Raw genomic sequence first — 22,690 nt, 5'->3', positions numbered from 1 at the left:
TATCAAGTTTTGACTGTGGCGTACTGAAAAAAACAGTCAGGTGACTATTATGGAAAATTCATCATCACTCGTCACTCGATTGACACTATTACTAGGCATAGCTTTGACGGCTATTTGGCTAATTTCAATTGCAACAACGGCATTCTTTTCATATGAGAATACACGTAAGAGATTAGTGAATAAATTAACACACATGGCCTTATTACGCACAGATTTGAGTAACTACCAGTTTGAAGGGGCAGAGCGGGATGCGACCTCACTTATCAATAGCCAGGTAAATTATCAAGCTGGCAGGCCATTACCTGTCTCCTTCAAAAAAAATGATATTAATAACAATAATCTTATTAATTCAGTGAACTGCAATTCTCCTCAATCTAAGCATAGCCTTCCAATAACACAAGCTTACGGCACTGCTGGTCAAACCTATTATCTTGATAGTTTTACAATTAATAGAAAAGATGGAATTACCATTTTTAAACCACAAGAAGTATCCAATGATTATTTGAAGCAACGGCGAAAAGAATTACAGCTACTCCCCATATTCCCCACCCACGATAATATTTTTTGGGGTATGCCGACTTATACTCCACAAAGTGGCTGGCATATCTCTGTTGCTGCGTGCGACCAAACGGGCGCATTGGCTGGATTTTCATTAAAACTGAATGAATTAGTCACATATAATCAACCAATAGAACAACGAGATATTAATTTATGGCTGGACCAATATGGTGAGTTACTGTCAATGTCCACCCAAAATATACCGTCGAGTCAGTTATATGAAATCCTTAAGCAACTAAAAAATAGTAAGTTGCATGATGGCTGGCAACAGACCTCCGATTATCTGGTATTCCGAACTCAGCTAAAAGGCCCAGGCTGGCAACAATTAGTTATTTATCCGCGAATAGGTTTTGCCTGGGAAGCAGCAAAACCTGCGTTGCATCAACTTCCCTTTGCGCTGGCTATTTTACTGCTACTTACTCTGATACTTTTCTTATTACTACGATATTACCTCGCCATTCCCTTGTGGAATTTCGTCAATATTATTGGAGCGACGAGTCCACAGGCTATGGAGCCGCGTTTGCCCATTAAGCGAATGGATGAATTAGGGAACATAGCTTGTGCTTACAACAAGTTGCTGGATAAGTTGAATGAGCAATACGATACATTGGAAATAAAAGTAAAGGAACGTACACTCGCGTTGGCAAAATCAAAACAAGCTGCAGAACAAGCCAACCATCGTAAGAGCGAACATCTGACAACCATAAGCCATGAAATCCGTACCCCACTAAATGGTGCTTTGGGCGCGATCGAACTATTACAAAATACCCCTCTGACATCAGCACAAAATCGTTTAGCAGAAACCGCCCGCCAGTGTTCGCACTCTTTATTAGCAATAATCAATAATCTCTTGGATTTCTCTCGTATTGAATCAGGTCAATTAGAATTAGCCCAAGAGAGAACGGCCATATTGCCTTTATTGGATCAAGCAATGTTAACTATTCACAGCCAAGTTTTGAGTAAAGCAATTACTCTCTCGACCTACGTCAGTGCAGAAGTACCACTGCAACTTGTTCTGGATGGTCAGCGACTCAAACAGATTTTGATTAATTTATTGGGCAATGCCGTTAAGTTTACGCAGCAGGGCCATATACGCCTTAATGTTGAACGTGAAGACAGTCAACTTTGCTTTACCGTGGAAGATACCGGTTGTGGTATTGATTTACAGCATCAACAGCAGATATTTCGCCCCTTTGCCCAGACCAGCGACTATGGGCAAGGAACCGGTTTAGGACTCACTATTGCAGATAATCTGGCAAGAATGATGGGGGGGCAGATTACCCTGTATAGCCAACCTAACTGTGGTAGTCGTTTCGTATTAATCCTACCCTTTAGTGGAATAGCGGGAGCCACACCTTTTCAGGGTGAATGCTATGCACCACTCCCCTTACATGCTCAATTATCTGCTTGGGGAGTTACCTGCCTAACAGAGAGTAATCAATCGTTAAGCATGCAGCAGACACTTCTGACTGATAACGAATTATGCTATTTGCCCGGCCGCTTATATACCAAAGTAAAAAAATATCTGGATATTCAAAATCAACTAATACCGTATCAGCAAGAGACAAAACAAAACCTGCCATTACAGCCATGGCAGATGGCTATATTATTAGTCGACGATGCAGAAACTAATCGTGACATTGTTGGCATGATGCTACAAGAGTTAGGCCATCAGGTTACATTGGCAGAGAGTGGCGAAGTGGCGTTAAGCATCGGTCAAACTCAGCGTTTCGACCTGGTGCTGATGGATATACGTATGCCGGGTATGGATGGGCTAACAACAACTCGATATTGGCGCAATGATGTGGCTAATAGAGATAATTGCGGCATGATAACGGCATTGAGCGCAAATGCTAATCCAGACGAAAAAATAAAAGCTTATCAGGCAGGGATGAATCATTATCTCTCGAAACCCGTCACTTTCTGTCAATTGGCTGAAATATTAGACCTGGCAGCACAATTTCAACTCGAACGTGGGATTAATCTCACACCCCAAATATCAGCGCCCAAGCCATTATTAGATTTGGCTGATCCCTCACTCCATCTTAAATTAGCACAATCACTGCAGCTGTTGTTGCAGCAGGCTAGAAACTCCCTAGTTCATATACCTACATTATCAGAGCACCTACATACGCTGAAAGGCTGTGCCGGACAAGCAGGACTCATTGTATTGCACGACGCCGTAATTCAACTGGAAATAGCAATAGAAGCTCAGGAAACCATTACACAACAAGACATCACTCGCCTCGACGAGATAATCCATGGGCTGTTTCAGCCTCGGAGTCTTCCCGACTCCATTTAAATCATCAGGTAAAGGAATAACTATATGAATACTAAATTATTAATTGTCGACGATCATGAGCTAATTATTAATGGCATTAAAAATATGCTTATGACTTACTCCCGCTATCAAATTGTTGGTCAGGCGGAAAATGGGCTGGATGTTTATAATTTATGCCGTCAGACCGAACCAGACATTGTCATCATTGATTTGGGGCTACCGGGGATGGATGGCCTGGATGTGATTATTCAGCTTCTTCGTCGCTGGCCAACCATGAAGATACTGGCATTAACAGCACGTAATGAAGAACACTATGCTAGCAGAACATTAAACAATGGTGCTCTAGGTTATGTACTAAAGAAAAGCCCACAGCAGATCCTAATGGCAGCCATTCAAACTGTCGCCGTAGGCAAGCGCTATATTGACCCTGCACTCAATAATGTTCTGATGAATAAACTGGCCCAAGGCACTGATACTAATCAAGCCGTATTAACACCGCGCGAGAGACAGGTTTTAAAACTGATCACTGAAGGTTCTTGTAACCGTATTATTGCTGACCAGCTGTCGATCAGCCAAAAAACCGTTGAAACCCATCGCCTTAATATGATGAAAAAACTGGATGTCCACAAAGTTGCCGAGCTGATTCACTGGTCATATCGCCTAGGCTTAAATTAATTATGTCCGTCAATCACCTGCACACTTATTCCTTATGACACTTAAAAATAAAACCCCCTATTAGTATTACTCTAACAGGGGGTTTTGGCTGACAGATAACTTAACCGCTAGTTTTCAACAGGTGTCTGTTTCGGTGCAAACAACGCTTTTTCATAAGCCTTAGCTTTTTTATGATCAAATTGATGTTCCCACTTGGCGATAACCAATACCGCTAATGCATTTCCCACCACATTGAGTGCCGTACGTGCCATATCTAAAATACGGTCTACACCCGCAATAAAGGCCAACCCCTCCAACGGAATGCCCACACTGCCTAGTGTTGCCAGCAGAACAACAAAAGAGACGCCCGGAACACCGGCAATACCTTTCGAAGTGACCATTAAAGTCAGAACCAGAATAATCTCTTGTCCGATGGAGAGTTCAATACCGTATAGCTGGGCAATAAATATGGCCGCGATACTTTGATAAAGTGTGGAGCCATCAAGATTAAATGAATATCCAGTCGGTACGACAAAGCTGGTGATGGATTTTGGCGCACCATAAGCTTCCATTTTTTCAATGATTCGCGGTAATACTGTTTCAGAGCTGGCCGTAGAATAGGCCAGAATCAGCTCATCTTTGAGAATTCGAATCAAAGTCCAAATTCGCAACTTACATATTCTTGCCACAGTGCCCATGACCACTAAAGCAAAGAAAATAATAGCGGCGTACACCAGAATAACCAGCTTGGCGAGCGGGATAAGAGATGCAAAACCAAAATTGGCGACAGTCACCGAGATCAAGCCAAACACCCCGATAGGCGCATAGCGCATAATCATGTGTGTGACTTTGAACATGCTTTCAGAAACGGCTTTAAACACATTCAACAGTGGTTCTTTGGTTTCTTTTGGCAATGAAGACAGCCCTAAACCAAACAACACTGAGAAGAAGATAATCGGTAACATGTCGCCTTTCGCCATTGAGGCAAAGACGTTGGCCGGAATCAACGACAAGATAGTGCTCACCAGACTGTGGCTACCATTTTGTACTTGTTCGGTGGTTTTTTCGTACTGAGATATATCAACGACAGTCAATGCCGACATATCAATGCCGTGCCCTGGCTGGAATACATTCGCCAAGGTGATCCCGATGATAATGGCTATTGTGGTGATAACTTCAAAATAGATGATGGTTTTCAAGCCAATTCGGCCCAATTTCTTAGCATCACCCACACCCGCAATACCGACGATCAAAGTTGAAATAACAATCGGCACAACAATCATTTTAATTAAGCGGATAAAAATATCACCCGCAGGACTTAAAACATTACTAACTAGCCATTCTCTTGATTCAATTTGGTTATGTAAAATCGCACCAACCAAAATACCCAGAACCAGTGCAATGAGAATTTGCCAAGCCAGACCTACTTTTACACTTTTCATACCCTAAAAATTCCTCAAAGCATTCCATAAAATGCAAGTTACCCAGCATCTCAAATAGAATACTTAATCATTAAATACGGGGCTATAGTTGATAAAACTTATGGCTCAGCCTCCCGCCAGCCGTCCACGTTTTAAATCAGTATCACTTCCAGGCACTTCTCTGCAACCCTTGTTTACACTCAGCCTACATGGACACTCTGGATAAGATAAGTCAAAAAAAGCCATTGGTTCGTAGTAAATATTTGTTATTAAAACAGTAAAATACATCAATGACAAATAACACCCAGAGCAATGAGTATAGAAAGTAAGCTAAATTAAATTGCCACATAAATTTTGATTATGTTTTATTTTTTGATGATAAATGTATGTACTTTGTTAATATCCACTATCGCAATTCTCCGCTAATTTTGGATACTCTGCAACCAAAGTCTATTTTTTAGGGAAAGAATGAGGTCATAAATTAAGAAAATAAAGATATTAAAAATTCTATTTGTGCCATGAGAATTTTTTATTTTTATATGAATATTTCAAGTTGGAATATATACCGTTTTTTAATTCCGGTGAGATATTAAAATAATACTCCCACTCCAGTTGTAAATTAATATATTATTTTTTAGTTAACAACTTACATTGATTTGCATTAATCACGCAAAGTTAATGCTTTTCATTACCAAGGCCTATCAATATCCCCTTTTCATACTAAAAACGAGCTGACGAGCACATTTCTTTCCTTTATTACATAACCACATCGCGCCTCTCCTATCATTAAGATATCGATTCACCACGCAACGCATTAAGTAAGTCACTAAATCAACATCTTTTATGCGTGATCTGTCGCCCAAAAAAGAAACAAAACAGCCTCTCACACTATAATTAACTTTTGATTGACATATTATTAACAATCTCAAGGAGAACTATTATGAGCCAAATACATAAACATCCTATTCCAGCTGCAATTGCAGAGCATGCCCTGATAAGCCCAGAACAATATAATCAATACTATCAACAGTCTGTGCAGAATCCAGATGAATTCTGGGGTGAACAAGGCAAGATTATTGATTGGATTAAACCGTATAAAACAGTGAAAAATACCTCTTTTGACCCCGGACACGTCAGTATCCGCTGGTTTGAAGATGGCACTCTGAATCTTGCGGCCAACTGCCTTGACCGTCATCTGGCAGAACGTGGTGATCAAACCGCAATTATCTGGGAAGGTGATGACCCAAACCAATCCAAAACTGTCACCTATAAACAACTTCATCATGATGTATGCCAGTTTGCCAACGTTCTGAAAAAGCTGGGTATAAAAAAAGGTGATGTGGTTGCTATTTATATGCCAATGGTGCCAGAAGCGGCCGTTGCCATGCTGGCGTGTGCACGTATTGGTGCTATTCACTCGGTGATTTTCGGTGGGTTCTCACCCGATGCTGTAGCTGGCCGTATTATCGACTCTAACTCAAAACTGGTGATTACTGCCGATGAAGGCATTCGTGCCGGTCGTGCAATTCCACTGAAAAAAAATGTCGATGAAGCCCTGAAAAACCCAGCAATTACCAGTATCAAGAATGTCGTCGTATTTCAACGTACCGGCAATGCTAGTTATTGGAAAGATGGGCGGGACTTGTGGTGGCATGATCTGATTAAAGAGGCTTCTGCCGATTGCCCTCCAGAAGAAATGAATGCAGAAGACCCGCTGTTCATCCTTTATACCTCCGGCTCCACCGGTAAACCTAAAGGGGTATTGCATACCACTGGCGGCTATCTGGTGTATGCCGCGCTGACCTTTAAATACGTTTTTGATTACCATCCAGGTGATATTTATTGGTGTACTGCCGATGTTGGCTGGGTTACCGGGCACAGCTATCTGCTGTATGGCCCACTGGCTTGCGGTGCAATTACTTTGATGTTTGAAGGTGTACCTAACTATCCAGGCGTCAATCGCTTGGGTCAGGTTATTGATAAACATCAAGTCAATATTCTGTATACCGCACCGACGGCTATCCGCGCGTTAATGGCCGAAGGTGATAAAGCCATCGAAGGAACCAAGCGCACTTCGCTGCGCATCATGGGGTCAGTCGGTGAGCCGATCAACCCGGAAGCATGGGAATGGTATTACAACAAAATAGGCAACAGTCAGTGCCCGATTGTTGATACCTGGTGGCAGACGGAAACCGGTGGTTTCATGATTACCCCACTCCCTGGTGCCACTGAACTGAAAGCGGGCTCCGCCACGCGCCCATTCTTTGGCGTGCAACCTGCGTTAGTTGATAACTTGGGTAACCCACAAGAAGGTACAGCGGAAGGTAACCTTGTCATAACCGACTCGTGGCCAGGTCAGGCCAGAACACTGTTTGGCGATCATGACCGCTTTGAGCAAACCTATTTCTCAACCTTTAAAGGGATGTATTTCAGTGGTGATGGCGCGCGCCGTGACGAAGATGGCTACTACTGGATAACCGGCCGAGTCGATGATGTGTTGAACGTTTCAGGGCACCGTTTAGGGACTGCTGAAATTGAATCGGCATTAGTCGCACACCCGAAAATTGCAGAAGCTGCGGTGGTTGGGGTACCTCACAATATTAAAGGGCAGGCAATTTATGCCTATATCACCCTGAATCATGGCGAAGAGCCAACACCAGAGCTGTATACCGAAGTGCGTAATTGGGTGCGTAAAGAGATCGGCCCAATCGCAACACCCGATATTCTGCACTGGACTGATTCACTGCCAAAAACTCGTTCGGGCAAAATCATGCGCCGGATCCTGCGCAAAATCGCTGCTGGTGATACCAGCAACTTAGGGGATACCTCAACACTCGCCGATCCGGGTGTTGTAGACAAATTACTGGAAGAAAAACAATCAATGCAAGCACCGTCGTAACTTGTGCCGCCTGCGGGCGGCAACCTTAATTAATGCCTCAAAGGAGAGACTCTGATGAATGACAACATTTATCAAGAGATTGAAAATAACCCGAGCTTCAAAGAGCTGGTGCAAAAGCGTAGTCGCTTTGCCTGGCTCCTGTCGCTGATTACCCTCGCGTTATATGTCGGTTTCATTTTCCTTATTGCTTTCGAACCACAATGGCTCGGCACCCCGCTCTATGCTGGGTCCAGCATTACTCGCGGTATTCCCGTCGGTGTGGGGCTGATTGTAATTTCTTTTGTTCTTACCGGTATTTACGTTATTCGTGCTAATGGCGAGTTTGACCGTCTGACGGCAGAAATTCTTCGTGAGGTGAAGCAATGAAGACTCGCCATTGGTCCGTACTCTCCTTATTGGCTCTGCCTGCGCTGTCACAGGCAGATGCAATTACTGGCGAAGTTCATCGCCAGCCGCTCAATATTCAGGCGATCGTTATGTTCGTTCTGTTTGTTGGCGCGACACTATATATTACTTATTGGGCATCAAAACGTACCCGCTCCCGACAAGACTATTACACTGCTGGCGGGCGTATTACCGGTTTCCAAAATGGTTTGGCGATCGCCGGTGACTTTATGTCTGCGGCATCATTCCTCGGTATTTCCGCATTGGTCTATACCTCCGGTTACGATGGCTTGATTTACTCCATCGGATTCCTTATCGGGTGGCCAATCATTCTATTCTTAATCGCCGAACGCTTGCGTAACTTGGGCCGCTATACTTTTGCTGATGTGGCATCTTACCGGTTGAAACAACGACCTATCCGCACTCTATCAGCCTGTGGCTCATTAGTGGTTGTGGCTCTGTATCTGATCGCGCAAATGGTCGGTGCTGGTAAATTAATCGAGTTATTATTCGGCCTCAACTATCACGTCGCCGTGGTATTAGTGGGTATCCTGATGGTGCTGTACGTTTTGTTTGGTGGCATGTTGGCCACGACATGGGTACAAATAATCAAGGCGGTATTGCTGCTGGCCGGTGCATCCTTTATGGCCATCATGGTTATGAAGTCTGTTAACTTCAACTTCAACACACTATTTAGCGAAGCCGTCAAAGTTCATCCTAAAGGTCTGTCTATCATGAGCCCTGGGGGATTGGTATCAGACCCAATATCCGCACTGTCTCTTGGTCTGGCATTGATGTTTGGTACTGCCGGTTTGCCCCATATTCTGATGCGTTTCTTCACTGTCAGTGATGCTAAAGAAGCTCGAAAAAGTGTGTTCTATGCCACTGGCTTTATCGGTTACTTCTACATATTGACCTTCATCATTGGATTTGGCGCCATCTTGTTGGTTGGCCCGAACCCTGCCTTTAAAGATGCGGCTGGCGCGTTACTCGGCGGCAACAATATGGCGGCAGTCCATCTGGCTGATGCAGTCGGAGGGAGCTTCTTCCTCGGCTTTATCTCAGCAGTGGCCTTTGCGACTATTCTCGCCGTCGTCGCTGGCCTGACATTAGCCGGTGCATCTGCTGTGTCTCATGACCTTTATGCCAGTGTGATTAAGAAGGGCAAAGCTCGTGAGCGCGATGAGCTGAGAGTCTCTAAAATTACAGTTGTCGTTTTAGGATTCGTTGCTATTGGCTTAGGTATTCTGTTTGAAAAACAAAACATTGCCTTCATGGTAGGTTTGGCATTCTCCATTGCCGCCAGCTGTAACTTCCCAATCATTTTCATCTCGATGTATTGGTCAAGACTGACCACTCGTGGAGCAATGATTGGCGGCTGGCTGGGGTTATTAACCGCCGTTATCCTGATGATTCTGGGCCCAACCATCTGGGTTACTATATTAGGACATGCAAAACCCATCTATCCGTACGAATACCCTGCATTGTTCTCAATGATAGTGGCCTTCGTTGGGATATGGTTCTTCTCCATTACCGATAATTCAGAAGAGGGGCAGCAAGAACGCCTACGCTTCAAAGCACAGTTTGTTCGTTCACAAACCGGCTTGGGTATTTCTCAAAGCAGTTCGCACTAATAACGTTCACTCTATAAAAGGCCCCTAGGGGCCTTTTTTTATGGTTTTAACCAGCGATCTAACCACGGGAAAACCACTGCTTGTTGTTCTTGATAAAAAACATGCCCCAATGCGGGCCAATTGCGAGTCACTAATCGGGACTCAGCATTTTGTGAACGCCAAACAGCATGCACTTTGCTGTACGCCTGTTCTACTGCATCTGATGGAAATAACTTATCTTTTCCACCATTAAAAAGCAGCATTGGTTTCGGTGCCGCTAAGCTGGCGATATCAGGGAAATCTAACTTATTGGCGATGCCGGGATGAAGCATATAAAAGGCGGATTGCCCGCGGAGTACATTATTACCCGGTGTCATCAAACCTTGGTAGTTACCAAACCACGATATAGCAGCGGTTACAGCGACTTTATCTGACAGTGCAGCCAGCTGCCAGGCGCGATATGCCCCCATAGAAAAGCCCAGAACACCGATGTGTTTCTGGTCAACCGATGGCAATGTTGCCAAGAAATCAACAGTTCGCATATCCTCATAAGCCATAGTGCCAGCTAATGAGCGGCCCAGATTAAAGAAGTTACTGGCCAAAGCTTGCTGCTGATCATAGTTCATCGGCCCTCGATCACCCCAGCCAATAGCATCAATGGATAGCACCACATAACCACGTTTTGCTAATTCATCGCCAATAAACTTACCACTAAAGAATTTGTCAGACCATGCCTGCGCCGAGGCAAGCTGTGCACTATCACCCCATGGGCGAATCATTTTCTCTTTGCCAATATCAAATTTGGAGCCATGGTCATGCAGTAAAACAATTGCTGGATGAGGTCCTTTGGTTTTAGGTGTTAATAACAATCCCTGCACTCGGCTTTCATCAGTGATATTAAAAGCTATTTTCTCTGCAATATAGTTTCCACGATCTTGCTGATCTAGCTTTTCTGCAGAGAATGCAATGGTTGAGTCCGGAGTGAGCAATGCCTGTCTGAGGATTTTTCTGGTATCACTCTTCCACAGTGCAAAATCAGTATACTTTCCTGCCAGCCATGAACTTTGGTAAGTCATCTGCTGTTTAAGCTGTGGATAAAATACCGGTAGGTTATTTTCAGTAATGGCTTCTTTTTGATATGTCACTGAACTTGCCTGGACTGCTGTGCAGCTAAGCATTGCAACCAATACTGCTGTATATGCAAATCGACCAGCATTCATTTGAACCCCATAATCAAAACGTCGTTTCAATTTAAGAGTCAATGATTTTAAGGCAATAACGTTTTTTTTCTGTGGCTGAGATTATAAAAATGGCAGAAAGATTTAATATGATAACAAAGTCTATTTGAGCATATGCGATTCATCTTTCGTCAAATCCCCCTAATTGCAGACATAAAAAAAGCCCTCTGCGCAGCAGAAGGCTTTCTTTTACATCCCAAATCCCACACAGCAAAAACCCCACGCTTTTGGCATGGGGTCTCGGCTAAATTTGATGCCTGGCAGTGTCCTACTCTCGCATGGGGAGACCCCACACTACCATCGGCGCTACGGCGTTTCACTTCTGAGTTCGGCATGGGTTCAGGTGGGTCCACCGCGCTATGGCCGCCAGGCAAATTCTGTTTCAATCAACCCGCCACATGATGTCTATCACGCAGCCAGCCAATTCAATCTGTAAACATCGCTGAAAATCAATTCTCAAATAACAAAAACACCTTTGGTGTTGTAAGGTTAAGCCTCACGGATCATTAGTACTGGTTAGCTCAATGCATCGCTGCACTTACACACCCAGCCTATCAACGTCATAGTCTTTAACGTTCCTTCAGGGGGCTTAAAGCCCCAGGGAAGACTCATCTCGAGGCAAGTTTCCCGCTTAGATGCTTTCAGCGGTTATCTCTTCCGAATTTAGCTACCGGGCAGTGCCATTGGCATGACAACCCGAACACCAGTGATTCGTCCACTCCGGTCCTCTCGTACTAGGAGCAGCCCCTCTCAATCTTCCAACGCCCACGGCAGATAGGGACCGAACTGTCTCACGACGTTCTAAACCCAGCTCGCGTACCACTTTAAATGGCGAACAGCCATACCCTTGGGACCTACTTCAGCCCCAGGATGTGATGAGCCGACATCGAGGTGCCAAACACCGCCGTCGATATGAACTCTTGGGCGGTATCAGCCTGTTATCCCCGGAGTACCTTTTATCCGTTGAGCGATGGCCCTTCCATTCAGAACCACCGGATCACTAAGACCTACTTTCGTACCTGCTCGAGCCGTCACTCTCGCAGTCAAGCTAGCTTATGCCTTTGCACTAACCTCACGATGTCCGACCGTGATTAGCTAACCTTCGTGCTCCTCCGTTACTCTTTGGGAGGAGACCGCCCCAGTCAAACTACCCACCAGACACTGTCCTCACCCCGGATCACGGGGCCGAGTTAGAACATCAAACATTAAAGGGTGGTATTTCAAGGTTGGCTCCATGCAGACTGGCGTCCACACTTCGATGCCTCCCACCTATCCTACACATCAAGGCTCAATGTTCAGTGTCAAGCTATAGTAAAGGTTCACGGGGTCTTTCCGTCTTGCCGCGGGTACACTGCATCTTCACAGCGAGTTCAATTTCACTGAGTCTCGGGTGGAGACAGCCTGGCCATCATTACGCCATTCGTGCAGGTCGGAACTTACCCGACAAGGAATTTCGCTACCTTAGGACCGTTATAGTTACGGCCGCCGTTTACTGGGGCTTCGATCAAGAGCTTCGCCTTGCGGCTGACCCCATCAATTAACCTTCCAGCACCGGGCAGGCGTCACACCGTATACGTCCACTTTCGTGTTTGCACAGTGCTGTGTTTTTATTAAACAGTTGCAGCCAGCTGGTATCTGCGACTGGCTTCGGCTACGAGAGCAAGTCTCTTTACCTAATGCCAGCGTGCCTTCTCCCGAAGTTACGGCACCATTTTGCCTAGTTCCTTCACCCGAGTTCTCTCAAGCGCCTGAGTATTCTCTACCTGACCACCTGTGTCGGTTTGGGGTACGATTCAATGTTACCTGATGCTTAGAGGCTTTTCCTGGAAGCTTGGCATCAACTACTTCTGCACCGTAGTGCATCGTCATCACACCTCAGCGTTGATAAGCAACCGGATTTACCAGGTCACTCCGCCTACATGCTTAAACCGGGACAACCGTCGCCCGGCTAGCCTAGCCTTCTCCGTCCCCCCTTCGCAGTAACACCGAGTACAGGAATATTAACCTGTTTCCCATCGACTACGCTTTTCAGCCTCGCCTTAGGGGTCGACTCACCCTGCCCCGATTAACGTTGGACAGGAACCCTTGGTCTTCCGGCGTGCGGGTTTTTCACCCGCATTATCGTTACTTATGTCAGCATTCGCACTTCTGATACCTCCAGCAGACCTCACAGTCCACCTTCAACGGCTTACAGAACGCTCCCCTACCCAACAACGCCTAAGCGTCGCTGCCGCAGCTTCGGTGCATGGTTTAGCCCCGTTACATCTTCCGCGCAGGCCGACTCGACCAGTGAGCTATTACGCTTTCTTTAAATGATGGCTGCTTCTAAGCCAACATCCTGGCTGTCTATGCCTTCCCACATCGTTTCCCACTTAACCATGACTTTGGGACCTTAGCTGGCGGTCTGGGTTGTTTCCCTCTTCACGACGGACGTTAGCACCCGCCGTGTGTCTCCCGTGATAACATTCTTCGGTATTCGGAGTTTGCATCGGTTTGGTAAGTCGGGATGACCCCCTAGCCGAAACAGTGCTCTACCCCCGAAGATGAGTTCACGAGGCGCTACCTAAATAGCTTTCGGGGAGAACCAGCTATCTCCCGGTTTGATTGGCCTTTCACCCCCAGCCACAAGTCATCCGCTAATTTTTCAACATTAGTCGGTTCGGTCCTCCAGTTAGTGTTACCCAACCTTCAACCTGCCCATGGCTAGATCACCGGGTTTCGGGTCTATACCTTGCAACTAGACGCCCAGTTAAGACTCGGTTTCCCTACGGCTCCCCTATACGGTTAACCTTGCTACAAAATATAAGTCGCTGACCCATTATACAAAAGGTACGCAGTCACACCACGAAGGTGCTCCCACTGCTTGTACGTACACGGTTTCAGGTTCTATTTCACTCCCCTCGCCGGGGTTCTTTTCGCCTTTCCCTCACGGTACTGGTTCACTATCGGTCAGTCAGGAGTATTTAGCCTTGGAGGATGGTCCCCCCATATTCAGACAGGATGTCACGTGTCCCGCCCTACTCATCGAGTTCACAGTAAGTGTGTTTTTGTGTACGGGAGTATCACCCTGTACCCTGCGACTTTCCAGACGCTTCCACTAACACACAGACTGATTCAGACTCTGGGCTCCTCCCCGTTCGCTCGCCGCTACTGGGGGAATCTCGGTTGATTTCTTTTCCTCGGGGTACTTAGATGTTTCAGTTCCCCCGGTTCGCCTTGCATGGCTATGTATTCACCATGCAATAGTGCAACGAATTGCACTGGGTTTCCCCATTCGGGTATCGTCGGTTGTAACGCTTCATATCAGCTTACCGACGCTTTTCGCAGATTAGCACGCCCTTCATCGCCTCTGACTGCCTAGGCATCCACCGTGTACGCTTAGTCGCTTAACCTCACAACCCGAAGGTGTCTTTCGACAACTTGCGTTGTGATTATTTGAGAGACTCTATTACAGGTTACTCCTTATCTCAGTACATCTACGGAGAGATAAGTTTCAGCTGTAATGTTTCAATTTTCAGCTTGTTCCAGATTGTTAAAGAGCAATATTTCACAACCCACTGAGTCTTTCGACCGCAGTACGTTTTGAAATAGTTTTTTTATATGGTGGAGCTAAGCGGGATCGAACCGCTGACCTCCTGCGTGCAAGGCAGGCGCTCTCCCAGCTGAGCTATAGCCCCATATAAAAAGCAAAATCACCTTATTGCTGCAACTCAACAGGGAATGGTGAGTTGGTGGGTCTGAGTGGACTTGAACCACCGACCTCACCCTTATCAGGGGTGCGCTCTAACCACCTGAGCTACAGACCCAACAAGGTACTAAAGCCCGACTAATTTCTCAGCCCGGCCTTATTTGCTCGTTACTTTCTATCAGACAATCTGTGTGGACACTGCGCAATGCGTATCGTCAGGTAAGGAGGTGATCCAACCGCAGGTTCCCCTACGGTTACCTTGTTACGACTTCACCCCAGTCATGAATCACAAAGTGGTAAGCGCCCTCCCGAAGGTTAAGCTACCTACTTCTTTTGCAACCCACTCCCATGGTGTGACGGGCGGTGTGTACAAGGCCCGGGAACGTATTCACCGTAGCATTCTGATCTACGATTACTAGCGATTCCGACTTCATGGAGTCGAGTTGCAGACTCCAATCCGGACTACGACAGACTTTATGTGGTCCGCTTGCTCTCGCGAGTTCGCTTCACTTTGTATCTGCCATTGTAGCACGTGTGTAGCCCTACTCGTAAGGGCCATGATGACTTGACGTCATCCCCACCTTCCTCCGGTTTGTCACCGGCAGTCTCCTTTGAGTTCCCACCATTACGTGCTGGCAACAAAGGATAAGGGTTGCGCTCGTTGCGGGACTTAACCCAACATTTCACAACACGAGCTGACGACAGCCATGCAGCACCTGTCTCACAGTTCCCGAAGGCACCGAAGCATCTCTGCTAAGTTCTGTGGATGTCAAGAGTAGGTAAGGTTCTTCGCGTTGCATCGAATTAAACCACATGCTCCACCGCTTGTGCGGGCCCCCGTCAATTCATTTGAGTTTTAACCTTGCGGCCGTACTCCCCAGGCGGTCGACTTAACGCGTTAGCTCCGGAAGCCACGCCTCAAGGGCACAACCTCCAAGTCGACATCGTTTACAGCGTGGACTACCAGGGTATCTAATCCTGTTTGCTCCCCACGCTTTCGCACCTGAGCGTCAGTCTTTGTCCAGGGGGCCGCCTTCGCCACCGGTATTCCTCCAGATCTCTACGCATTTCACCGCTACACCTGGAATTCTACCCCCCTCTACAAGACTCTAGCTTGCCAGTTTCAAATGCAGTTCCCACGTTAAGCGCGGGGATTTCACATCTGACTTAACAAACCGCCTGCGTGCGCTTTACGCCCAGTAATTCCGATTAACGCTTGCACCCTCCGTATTACCGCGGCTGCTGGCACGGAGTTAGCCGGTGCTTCTTCTGCGAGTAACGTCAATGATTGAGCGTATTAAACTCAACCCCTTCCTCCTCGCTGAAAGTGCTTTACAACCCGAAGGCCTTCTTCACACACGCGGCATGGCTGCATCAGGCTTGCGCCCATTGTGCAATATTCCCCACTGCTGCCTCCCGTAGGAGTCTGGACCGTGTCTCAGTTCCAGTGTGGCTGGTCATCCTCTCAGACCAGCTAGGGATCGTCGCCTAGGTGAGCCATTACCTCACCTACTAGCTAATCCCATCTGGGCACATCCGATGGCGTGAGGCCCGAAGGTCCCCCACTTTGCTCTTGCGAGGTCATGCGGTATTAGCTACCGTTTCCAGTAGTTATCCCCCTCCATCAGGCAGTTTCCCAGACATTACTCACCCGTCCGCCGCTCGCCGGCAAAGTAGTAAACTACTTCCCGCTGCCGCTCGACTTGCATGTGTTAGGCCTGCCGCCAGCGTTCAATCTGAGCCATGATCAAACTCTTCAATTTAAGATTTGTTTGATTTGCTTAATTAAAAGCGATGCTCAAAGATTACTTTCTGCAAATATGCATTCGAACCGAAGTTCAAATGTGTACTGCTTTGGTCACTCTTCAAGACTTTGATATTATTTCTGCCTGCCGAAACAGGCTTCGATATCGTCTTGCGAGTGCCCACACAGATTGTCTGATAAATTGTTAAAGAGCAGTGCGTTAGCAACCGGTGGTTGGTAACGCGAGGTGCGCATATTACGCTTTCCTCATTCAGAGTCAACTACTAATTTCGTTGAATTTCTCTGTTTTCTTTGCCGGTCACTTAACTACTTGATTCGTTGTGTGCCGTCTCGATGGATGCGCATTATAGGGAGTTCTGAGCTGCCCGCAACCGCTAATTTCAATAAAAATGACTGTTTGCTGCATTCCACAGCAAAACCCCACCTTATACCCTGTTGTACACAAACTTATCCACAGATTGAATCTGAACTCAAAATTGACGAGCATCGCGCAATCGTTTTCGCTACAATTCCCCGCGTCGAAAAGAGTCACCTTATTGGCAAAGTTTGGGACGTTATCTGAATCTGTTCTTCTCTTTATAGCGCTATATAGATAGAAGAGATCCACATAACGCTCTATTGAGCGATTGCGAAGAACAATTGCGACTCCAAAGCCAAGGGATAAAACCATGCAACAACGCCGCCCAATCCGCCGTGCTCTACTCAGTGTCTCTGACAAAGCCGGGATCATCGAATTCGCTACTGCACTTTCACAACGTGGTATCGAGCTACTTTCTACCGGCGGGACTGCCCGTCTGCTGGCTGATGCTGGTCTGCCAGTCACTGAAGTTTCAGATTACACCGGTTTCCCGGAAATGATGGACGGACGCGTTAAGACTTTGCATCCCAAAGTGCATGGCGGCATTCTAGGCCGTCGTGGTCAAGATGATGGCATCATGGCCCAACATGACATTCAGCCAATTGATATTGTGGTTGTGAACTTATATCCATTTGCTCAGACGGTAGCCCGCCCTGATTGCTCACTAGCAGATGCAGTGGAGAATATCGATATCGGCGGCCCAACCATGGTGCGCTCAGCAGCTAAGAACCACAAAGATGTTGCTATTGTCGTCAAGAGCAGCGACTACCCGGCGATTATTGCTGAGCTCGATGAGAATGAAGGTTCACTGACTTATCCAACCCGTTTCGACCTGGCGATTAAAGCTTTCGAACACACCGCCGCCTACGACAGCATGATTGCCAACTACTTTGGCGCGCTGGTTCCTCCTTATTATGGCGACACTGAACAACCTTCAGGTCGCTTCCCACGGACTCTGAATCTTAACTATATAAAGAAACAAGATATGCGTTACGGTGAGAACAGCCACCAGCATGCCGCTTTCTATATAGAAGAAGATGTTAAAGAAGCATCCGTTGCAACTGCAACACAATTACAAGGCAAGGCTCTCTCTTATAACAACATCGCCGATACCGATGCCGCACTTGAGTGTGTGAAAGAGTTCAGTGAACCCGCTTGTGTGATTGTCAAACATGCCAACCCATGTGGTGTCGCTATCGCTGACTCTCTGTTGGCGGCTTACGATAAAGCTTATAAAACTGACCCGACATCAGCTTTCGGCGGCATTATCGCCTTTAACCGCGAACTGGATGCCGAAACGGCGAGCGCCATTATCAGCCGTCAATTCGTCGAAGTGATTATTGCACCATCGGTTAGTACTGAAGCTTTGACACTGTTAGCCGCCAAGCAGAATGTTCGCGTTCTGACTTGTGGTCAGTGGCAAGAACGCACTGCGGCGCTGGACTTCAAACGCGTCAATGGCGGTTTGCTGGTGCAAGATCGCGATTTAGGTATGGTAACCGCCGCGGATCTGCGTGTGGTATCCAAACGCCAGCCCACCGAGCAGGAACTGCGTGATGCACTGTTTTGCTGGAAAGTAGCCAAATTCGTAAAATCCAACGCAATTGTTTATGCGCGTGACAATATGACTATCGGTATAGGCGCAGGCCAAATGAGCCGCGTGTACTCCGCCAAAATAGCTGGTATCAAAGCGGCCGATGAAGGTTTGGAAGTCGCAGGTTCTGCAATGGCCTCTGATGCTTTCTTCCCATTCCGCGACGGTATTGATGCTGCAGCAGCCGTGGGAATCACCTGCGTAATCCAGCCGGGTGGCTCAATCCGTGATGACGAAGTTATTGCTGCCGCTGATGAACACGGTATTGCCATGATTTTCACCGACATGCGCCATTTCCGTCATTAATTAAACCTCTTATATAAGTAGGGTATGCGCTCTGGCGTATATCCTACGGAGTGACCCAAATGAATATTTTGATTATTGGCAACGGCGGGCGCGAGCATGCGCTGGGCTGGAAAGTAACACAGTCTCCTTTGGCGGATAAAATTTATGTCGCGCCGGGGAATGCGGGGACGGCACTGGAGCCTCGGCTAGAAAATGTCGATATCGCCGCTACTGATATCGCCGGTTTACTGGCTTTTGCCCAGAATAATGACATTGGCCTGACTATCGTTGGCCCGGAAGCTCCGTTAGTGATTGGTGTCGTTGATGCTTTCCGTGCTGCTGGCCTGACTATCTTTGGCCCAACGCAAGCTGCCGCTCAGTTAGAAGGGTCCAAAGCTTTCACCAAAGACTTCCTGGCTCGCCACAATATCCCAACCGCGTTTTACCAAAACTTCACCGAGGTCGAACCTGCTTTAGCCTATGTTCGCAAGATTGGTGCTCCAATCGTGATTAAAGCGGATGGGTTAGCTGCGGGTAAAGGTGTGATTGTCGCCATGACCTTAGAAGAGGCAGAAACTGCCGTTCATGACATGCTGGCAGGCAATGCATTCGGTGATGCAGGCCACCGTATTGTGGTAGAAGAGTTCCTTGATGGTGAAGAAGCCAGCTTTATTGTGATGGTTGACGGTGAGAACGTGTTGCCAATGGCCACCAGCCAAGACCATAAGCGAGTGGGTGATGGTGATACCGGCCCGAATACTGGCGGCATGGGCGCTTATTCTCCAGCGCCGGTGGTCACTGATGAAGTCCATCAACGGGTCATGGATCAAGTTATCTGGCCAACCGTGCGCGGCATGGCGGCGGAAGGCAACGTGTATACTGGCTTCCTCTATGCGGGCTTGATGATTTCGGCTGACGGACAACCCAAAGTTATCGAATTCAATTGTCGTTTTGGTGACCCTGAAACTCAGCCCATCATGCTGCGGATGCGTTCAGATTTAGTTGAGCTCTGTCTAGCCGGTGCTCAAGGTAAACTCAATGAGAAAACCTCTGAGTGGGATGAACGCCCATCACTGGGTGTCGTGCTGGCCGCGGGCGGTTATCCGGCTGATTATCGTCAAGGTGATGTCATTTATGGGCTGCCACAGCAAGAAACCGCTGATGGGAAAGTGTTCCACGCGGGAACTAAGCTAGATGATCAGAATAATGTTGTGACCGCCGGTGGTCGCGTGTTGTGTGTCACGGCGCTCGGTGCAACCGTCGCTCAAGCACAGCAACATGCCTACAAACTTGCTGAAAGTATTCAGTGGGAAGGCGCTTTCTGCCGTAAAGATATCGGCTATCGGGCGATTGCGCGCGGGAAATAACTCGCGATAAAGATAATGGTCGCCACGTTCAAAGGGGTAGCTCGCTGTGCCCCTTTATATTACAAACTGCCCGCAGTAGGCTCCCAGCGACAGAAATCCTGATTAGCAACCAACAGTAATTGCTGGCCTTCAGGTGAATCCAGCCATGCAACACCCAGAGGTTCTGCGCTATTCGCGCCTCGCTTATTCAGCCATGCCTGCGAATTATCATCAAGACTCAGACGTAGTGTCTTTCCAGCACAGGTCGTAACGATGCCCTCCTGCCAACGCCCCTGAATTAACCTAACATTTCCGGCACGCAGCGCACTGCTCAGCTCCAGGATCCGCTTGGCTTCCAGTTGATAAACCGCAATATTATCCATAGAAAGTTGCTCACGCCGTGTCGCTAGCTGGCGCTGCATAAAACTGACCTGACCTTGATCATCAAAACGTAATTCGACACTTTGCGGATTATGGCCCAAATCATTGCGCCGGATTTCCCGTAATAGGCCATTTTGATATTCGTAGAAGGTCACGCGGGTATTATCCCCTGAATAGGGGCTATAGACGCTCATCAACACGAGTGGCTGCTGCTGTGCATTATCCTGACGCCATAAACGAACGACACCGTTATCGGCGATATATCCGCTGGCACTAAATTGAGGAGTGCCTGACTGGCTGCTACAGGCGCTGAGACCAAAGGCTAAACCGAGGGTCATCAGCACCCGCTGCATAAACAAAAGGGGCCTTGTCACCCCCCTGTCTATTATTTTCACTGACACACTATTATTTAACAGAGTCTTTCAGTGCTTTACCAGAAACAAACGCTGGCACATTAGCTGCAGCAATTTTGATTTCTTTACCGGTTTGTGGGTTGCGGCCAGTGCGCTCATTACGATGGTTTACTTTAAAAGTACCGAAACCAACCAATTGTACTGGATCACCGTCTTTCAGAGATTCGGTAATTGCAGCCAGTGTGGACTCCAAAGCTGCTTTAGCTTGTACTTTGGAAAGGTCCGCTTTGTCCGCGATTACGTCAATCAGTTGAGTCTTATTCATAAGTTATCCTTACAGTGTGTTTATCGTTTGCAAAGCATCGAGTGCGACGGATATGCCGATTGACAGCACTCTCCTGCATACACGCACCGATAGCCACTTTTTTTCGCCCCCCAAATGTAGAACAGACAGGGGGCAGATGTGAAGCCTTAAGACGTGACAAATCAGGCGTTAAATCACGTTTTCTTGCCTTATTGCGTTAAATTTATGCCAATGTTGCTAACAGCCGCTTCCCGCAGGTCAGATCGTAACCCTTTGATCAGATCTAGGTCGCGCTCTTCGCAGTCAGCTAACAGGCGGAAAATCTCCCATTGGATATCCCATTCTTCTTCAATCGCGGGCAGGATTTTCAGTTCTTCATCGGTCATTTCTTTACCGGCCAACGTCATTTCCAGCATCGCAACCGTGCGGATTGACGTTTCACTGATAGCGATAGCATGTTCCAGAGTTTCGCCACTCAAACGCGAATGAATAGCTTCACTTAATGCAATACAAGCATCGATAGCAGGGTAAACACCGTAGATAGCATAGTCATCAGCGGAAGGAATTGCCTCTTCCAATTTCTCTAACTGGCTATCAAAATTGACCTTAGCGTCTTTTACCACCAATGTTTCCCAGATAAGATCCAGAATACGTCGGTAAACAGCCGGATCACCGAACTCGGTTTCCAAGCAAAATTGCTGATAGTTGGGATACATCCGCTCGCATAAGCAAGCCATGAACGTCAGATGTTGCCAACTTTCTAGCTTTTCGAGACGTAGATGAATCGGATTACGTATCATGATGAGTTCTCATTATTCATTATCTGCGCGGCAGTGTACCCGAAATTAAATCATATCCCTATGCTTGCCAAGCAAATCAGGATTTTTCCATATCCAACGCTGAAATTGCGGACGGTTTGATGCGATAGCATCTGCCCAACGCGTCGGCTCTGGCAAACGGTAACCCGCCATACAATGCTGAACCCATTCCAGCGCACGGTTCACACTTACCCGATGACCAGGCGAAATAAACAATGGATTACAGCGAGCTTTACTACGCCATACCCAGCCAAGTTGCTCATCACCATCCACCAGCGGCTGTAAGGCACCACTTTCACTCTCCAATGGTTGAAAGTGCCCACACAAACGGCTTTTGGCAACACCAATGGTAGGGACATCAACGAGCAAACCAAAATGGCTGGCAACCCCTAAACGACGGGGATGCGCGATACCCTGCCCATCAACAAAAACCAAATCAGGCCGTTGCTGTAACTGCTGCCAAGCAGCTAATAATGCAGGATATTCACGAAAAGAAAGTAAACCGGGGATATACGGCAGTGAAGTTGCTACTCGGGCAATCTGATACTCCACAAGCTCGAGTGAAGGGTAGCGTAAGACTGCGATAGCAGCACGGGTAACCTCCCCTTGCTGCTCAAAACCGACATCCGCACCAGCAATAAAGCGCACCGAGCTGCTAGCAATATCATCTTGAAGACACACTTCAGATGCTCGTTGTCGCTGTTCTGCTCGTAGTGCTTGAGTATCAACCATCAGTCTAGTTGCCCGCTA

The 22,690-nt window shown here is 47.2% G+C and carries 13 protein-coding genes, 2 tRNA genes and 3 rRNA genes; 7 read left to right on the top strand and 11 right to left on the bottom strand.

Annotated features, from left to right (window positions below; all coding sequences use genetic code 11):
* Positions 1–49: 49 nt before the first annotated feature.
* Both DJ58_RS07405 and DJ58_RS07410 read left to right on the top strand, forming a co-directional pair.
* Positions 50–2,860, top strand: a complete 2,811-nt coding sequence (locus tag DJ58_RS07405) for a two component system sensor kinase (protein WP_032910359.1) — start codon at positions 50–52, stop codon at positions 2,858–2,860.
* Positions 2,861–2,884: 24 nt separating this feature from the next.
* Positions 2,885–3,514: a two component system response regulator gene (locus DJ58_RS07410; protein ID WP_004706918.1), complete on the top strand. Its 630-nt coding sequence runs from the start codon at positions 2,885–2,887 to the stop codon at positions 3,512–3,514.
* A gap of 107 nt (positions 3,515–3,621) precedes the next feature.
* Here the strand turns inward: DJ58_RS07410 and gltP are convergent, their stop codons facing one another.
* Positions 3,622–4,935: a glutamate/aspartate:proton symporter GltP gene (gene gltP, locus DJ58_RS07415; RefSeq protein ID WP_004706917.1), complete on the bottom strand. Its 1,314-nt coding sequence runs from the start codon at positions 4,933–4,935 to the stop codon at positions 3,622–3,624.
* Positions 4,936–5,854: 919 nt separating this feature from the next.
* On the opposite strand from gltP, the gene acs reads away from it, so the two are divergent.
* From acs to actP, 3 genes are read left to right on the top strand one after another with little or no spacing between them, the layout of a single operon-like run.
* Positions 5,855–7,813 carry an acetate--CoA ligase gene (acs, locus tag DJ58_RS07420; protein WP_004706916.1) on the top strand — a complete coding sequence of 653 codons (1,959 nt, stop codon included), beginning with the start codon at positions 5,855–5,857 and terminating at the stop codon, positions 7,811–7,813.
* A gap of 54 nt (positions 7,814–7,867) precedes the next feature.
* Positions 7,868–8,179, top strand: a complete 312-nt coding sequence (locus DJ58_RS07425; RefSeq protein ID WP_004706915.1) for a DUF485 domain-containing protein — start codon at positions 7,868–7,870, stop codon at positions 8,177–8,179.
* Entirely contained in the window at positions 8,176–9,831 is a 1,656-nt protein-coding gene (actP, locus tag DJ58_RS07430) for a cation/acetate symporter ActP (RefSeq protein ID WP_032910356.1), read from the top strand. Before DJ58_RS07425 ends, actP begins: the two co-directional genes overlap by 4 nt.
* A 38-nt stretch (positions 9,832–9,869) precedes the next feature.
* On the opposite strand, the gene DJ58_RS07435 is transcribed toward actP, so the two are convergent.
* The 6 genes from DJ58_RS07435 to DJ58_RS07460 all read right to left on the bottom strand — a co-directional run bounded on the left by DJ58_RS07435 (position 9,870) and on the right by DJ58_RS07460 (position 16,499).
* A complete protein-coding gene (locus tag DJ58_RS07435) occupies positions 9,870–11,030 on the bottom strand; it encodes a dienelactone hydrolase family protein (protein ID WP_032910355.1) in 1,161 nt (386 codons plus the stop codon).
* A gap of 273 nt (positions 11,031–11,303) precedes the next feature.
* Positions 11,304–11,419, bottom strand: a 5S ribosomal RNA gene (gene rrf / locus DJ58_RS07440).
* A 114-nt stretch (positions 11,420–11,533) separates the two neighbouring features.
* Positions 11,534–14,440: ribosomal RNA gene (locus DJ58_RS07445) — 23S ribosomal RNA — on the bottom strand.
* A 209-nt stretch (positions 14,441–14,649) separates the two neighbouring features.
* A tRNA-Ala gene (locus DJ58_RS07450) sits at positions 14,650–14,725 on the bottom strand.
* A gap of 52 nt (positions 14,726–14,777) precedes the next feature.
* A tRNA-Ile gene (locus tag DJ58_RS07455) sits at positions 14,778–14,854 on the bottom strand.
* A gap of 102 nt (positions 14,855–14,956) precedes the next feature.
* Positions 14,957–16,499 (bottom strand): 16S ribosomal RNA (locus DJ58_RS07460).
* The 16S, 23S and 5S rRNA genes sit together here with 2 tRNA genes alongside, the layout of an rRNA operon.
* A 670-nt stretch (positions 16,500–17,169) precedes the next feature.
* Here DJ58_RS07460 and purH point away from each other — a divergent pair.
* Positions 17,170–18,759: a bifunctional phosphoribosylaminoimidazolecarboxamide formyltransferase/IMP cyclohydrolase gene (gene purH / locus DJ58_RS07465; protein WP_004712423.1), complete on the top strand. Its 1,590-nt coding sequence runs from the start codon at positions 17,170–17,172 to the stop codon at positions 18,757–18,759.
* A 59-nt stretch (positions 18,760–18,818) separates the two neighbouring features.
* Complete coding sequence (purD, locus tag DJ58_RS07470; protein ID WP_004712422.1) at positions 18,819–20,105, top strand: phosphoribosylamine--glycine ligase; 1,287 nt, start codon at positions 18,819–18,821, stop codon at positions 20,103–20,105.
* A 59-nt stretch (positions 20,106–20,164) separates the two neighbouring features.
* Here the strand turns inward: purD and DJ58_RS07475 are convergent, their stop codons facing one another.
* From DJ58_RS07475 to nfi, 4 genes are all read right to left on the bottom strand, one after another.
* Positions 20,165–20,818: a DUF1481 domain-containing protein gene (locus DJ58_RS07475; RefSeq protein WP_004712421.1), complete on the bottom strand. Its 654-nt coding sequence runs from the start codon at positions 20,816–20,818 to the stop codon at positions 20,165–20,167.
* A gap of 52 nt (positions 20,819–20,870) precedes the next feature.
* Positions 20,871–21,143, bottom strand: a complete 273-nt coding sequence (gene hupA, locus DJ58_RS07480; RefSeq protein WP_004712420.1) for a nucleoid-associated protein HU-alpha — start codon at positions 21,141–21,143, stop codon at positions 20,871–20,873.
* Between the two features lie 188 nt (positions 21,144–21,331).
* A complete protein-coding gene (locus DJ58_RS07485; protein ID WP_005166074.1) occupies positions 21,332–21,922 on the bottom strand; it encodes a YjaG family protein in 591 nt (196 codons plus the stop codon).
* Positions 21,923–21,967: 45 nt separating this feature from the next.
* Positions 21,968–22,672 carry a deoxyribonuclease V gene (gene nfi, locus DJ58_RS07490; RefSeq protein WP_004712418.1) on the bottom strand — a complete coding sequence of 235 codons (705 nt, stop codon included), beginning with the start codon at positions 22,670–22,672 and terminating at the stop codon, positions 21,968–21,970.
* Between the last annotated feature and the right edge of the window lie 18 nt (positions 22,673–22,690).

The organism is Yersinia frederiksenii ATCC 33641, assembly GCF_000754805.1.
In the GTDB taxonomy this organism is placed as follows: domain Bacteria; phylum Pseudomonadota; class Gammaproteobacteria; order Enterobacterales; family Enterobacteriaceae; genus Yersinia; species Yersinia frederiksenii.
Note: the sequence above shows the minus strand (reverse complement) of the source record. Positions and strands in the feature narration are given on the sequence as shown.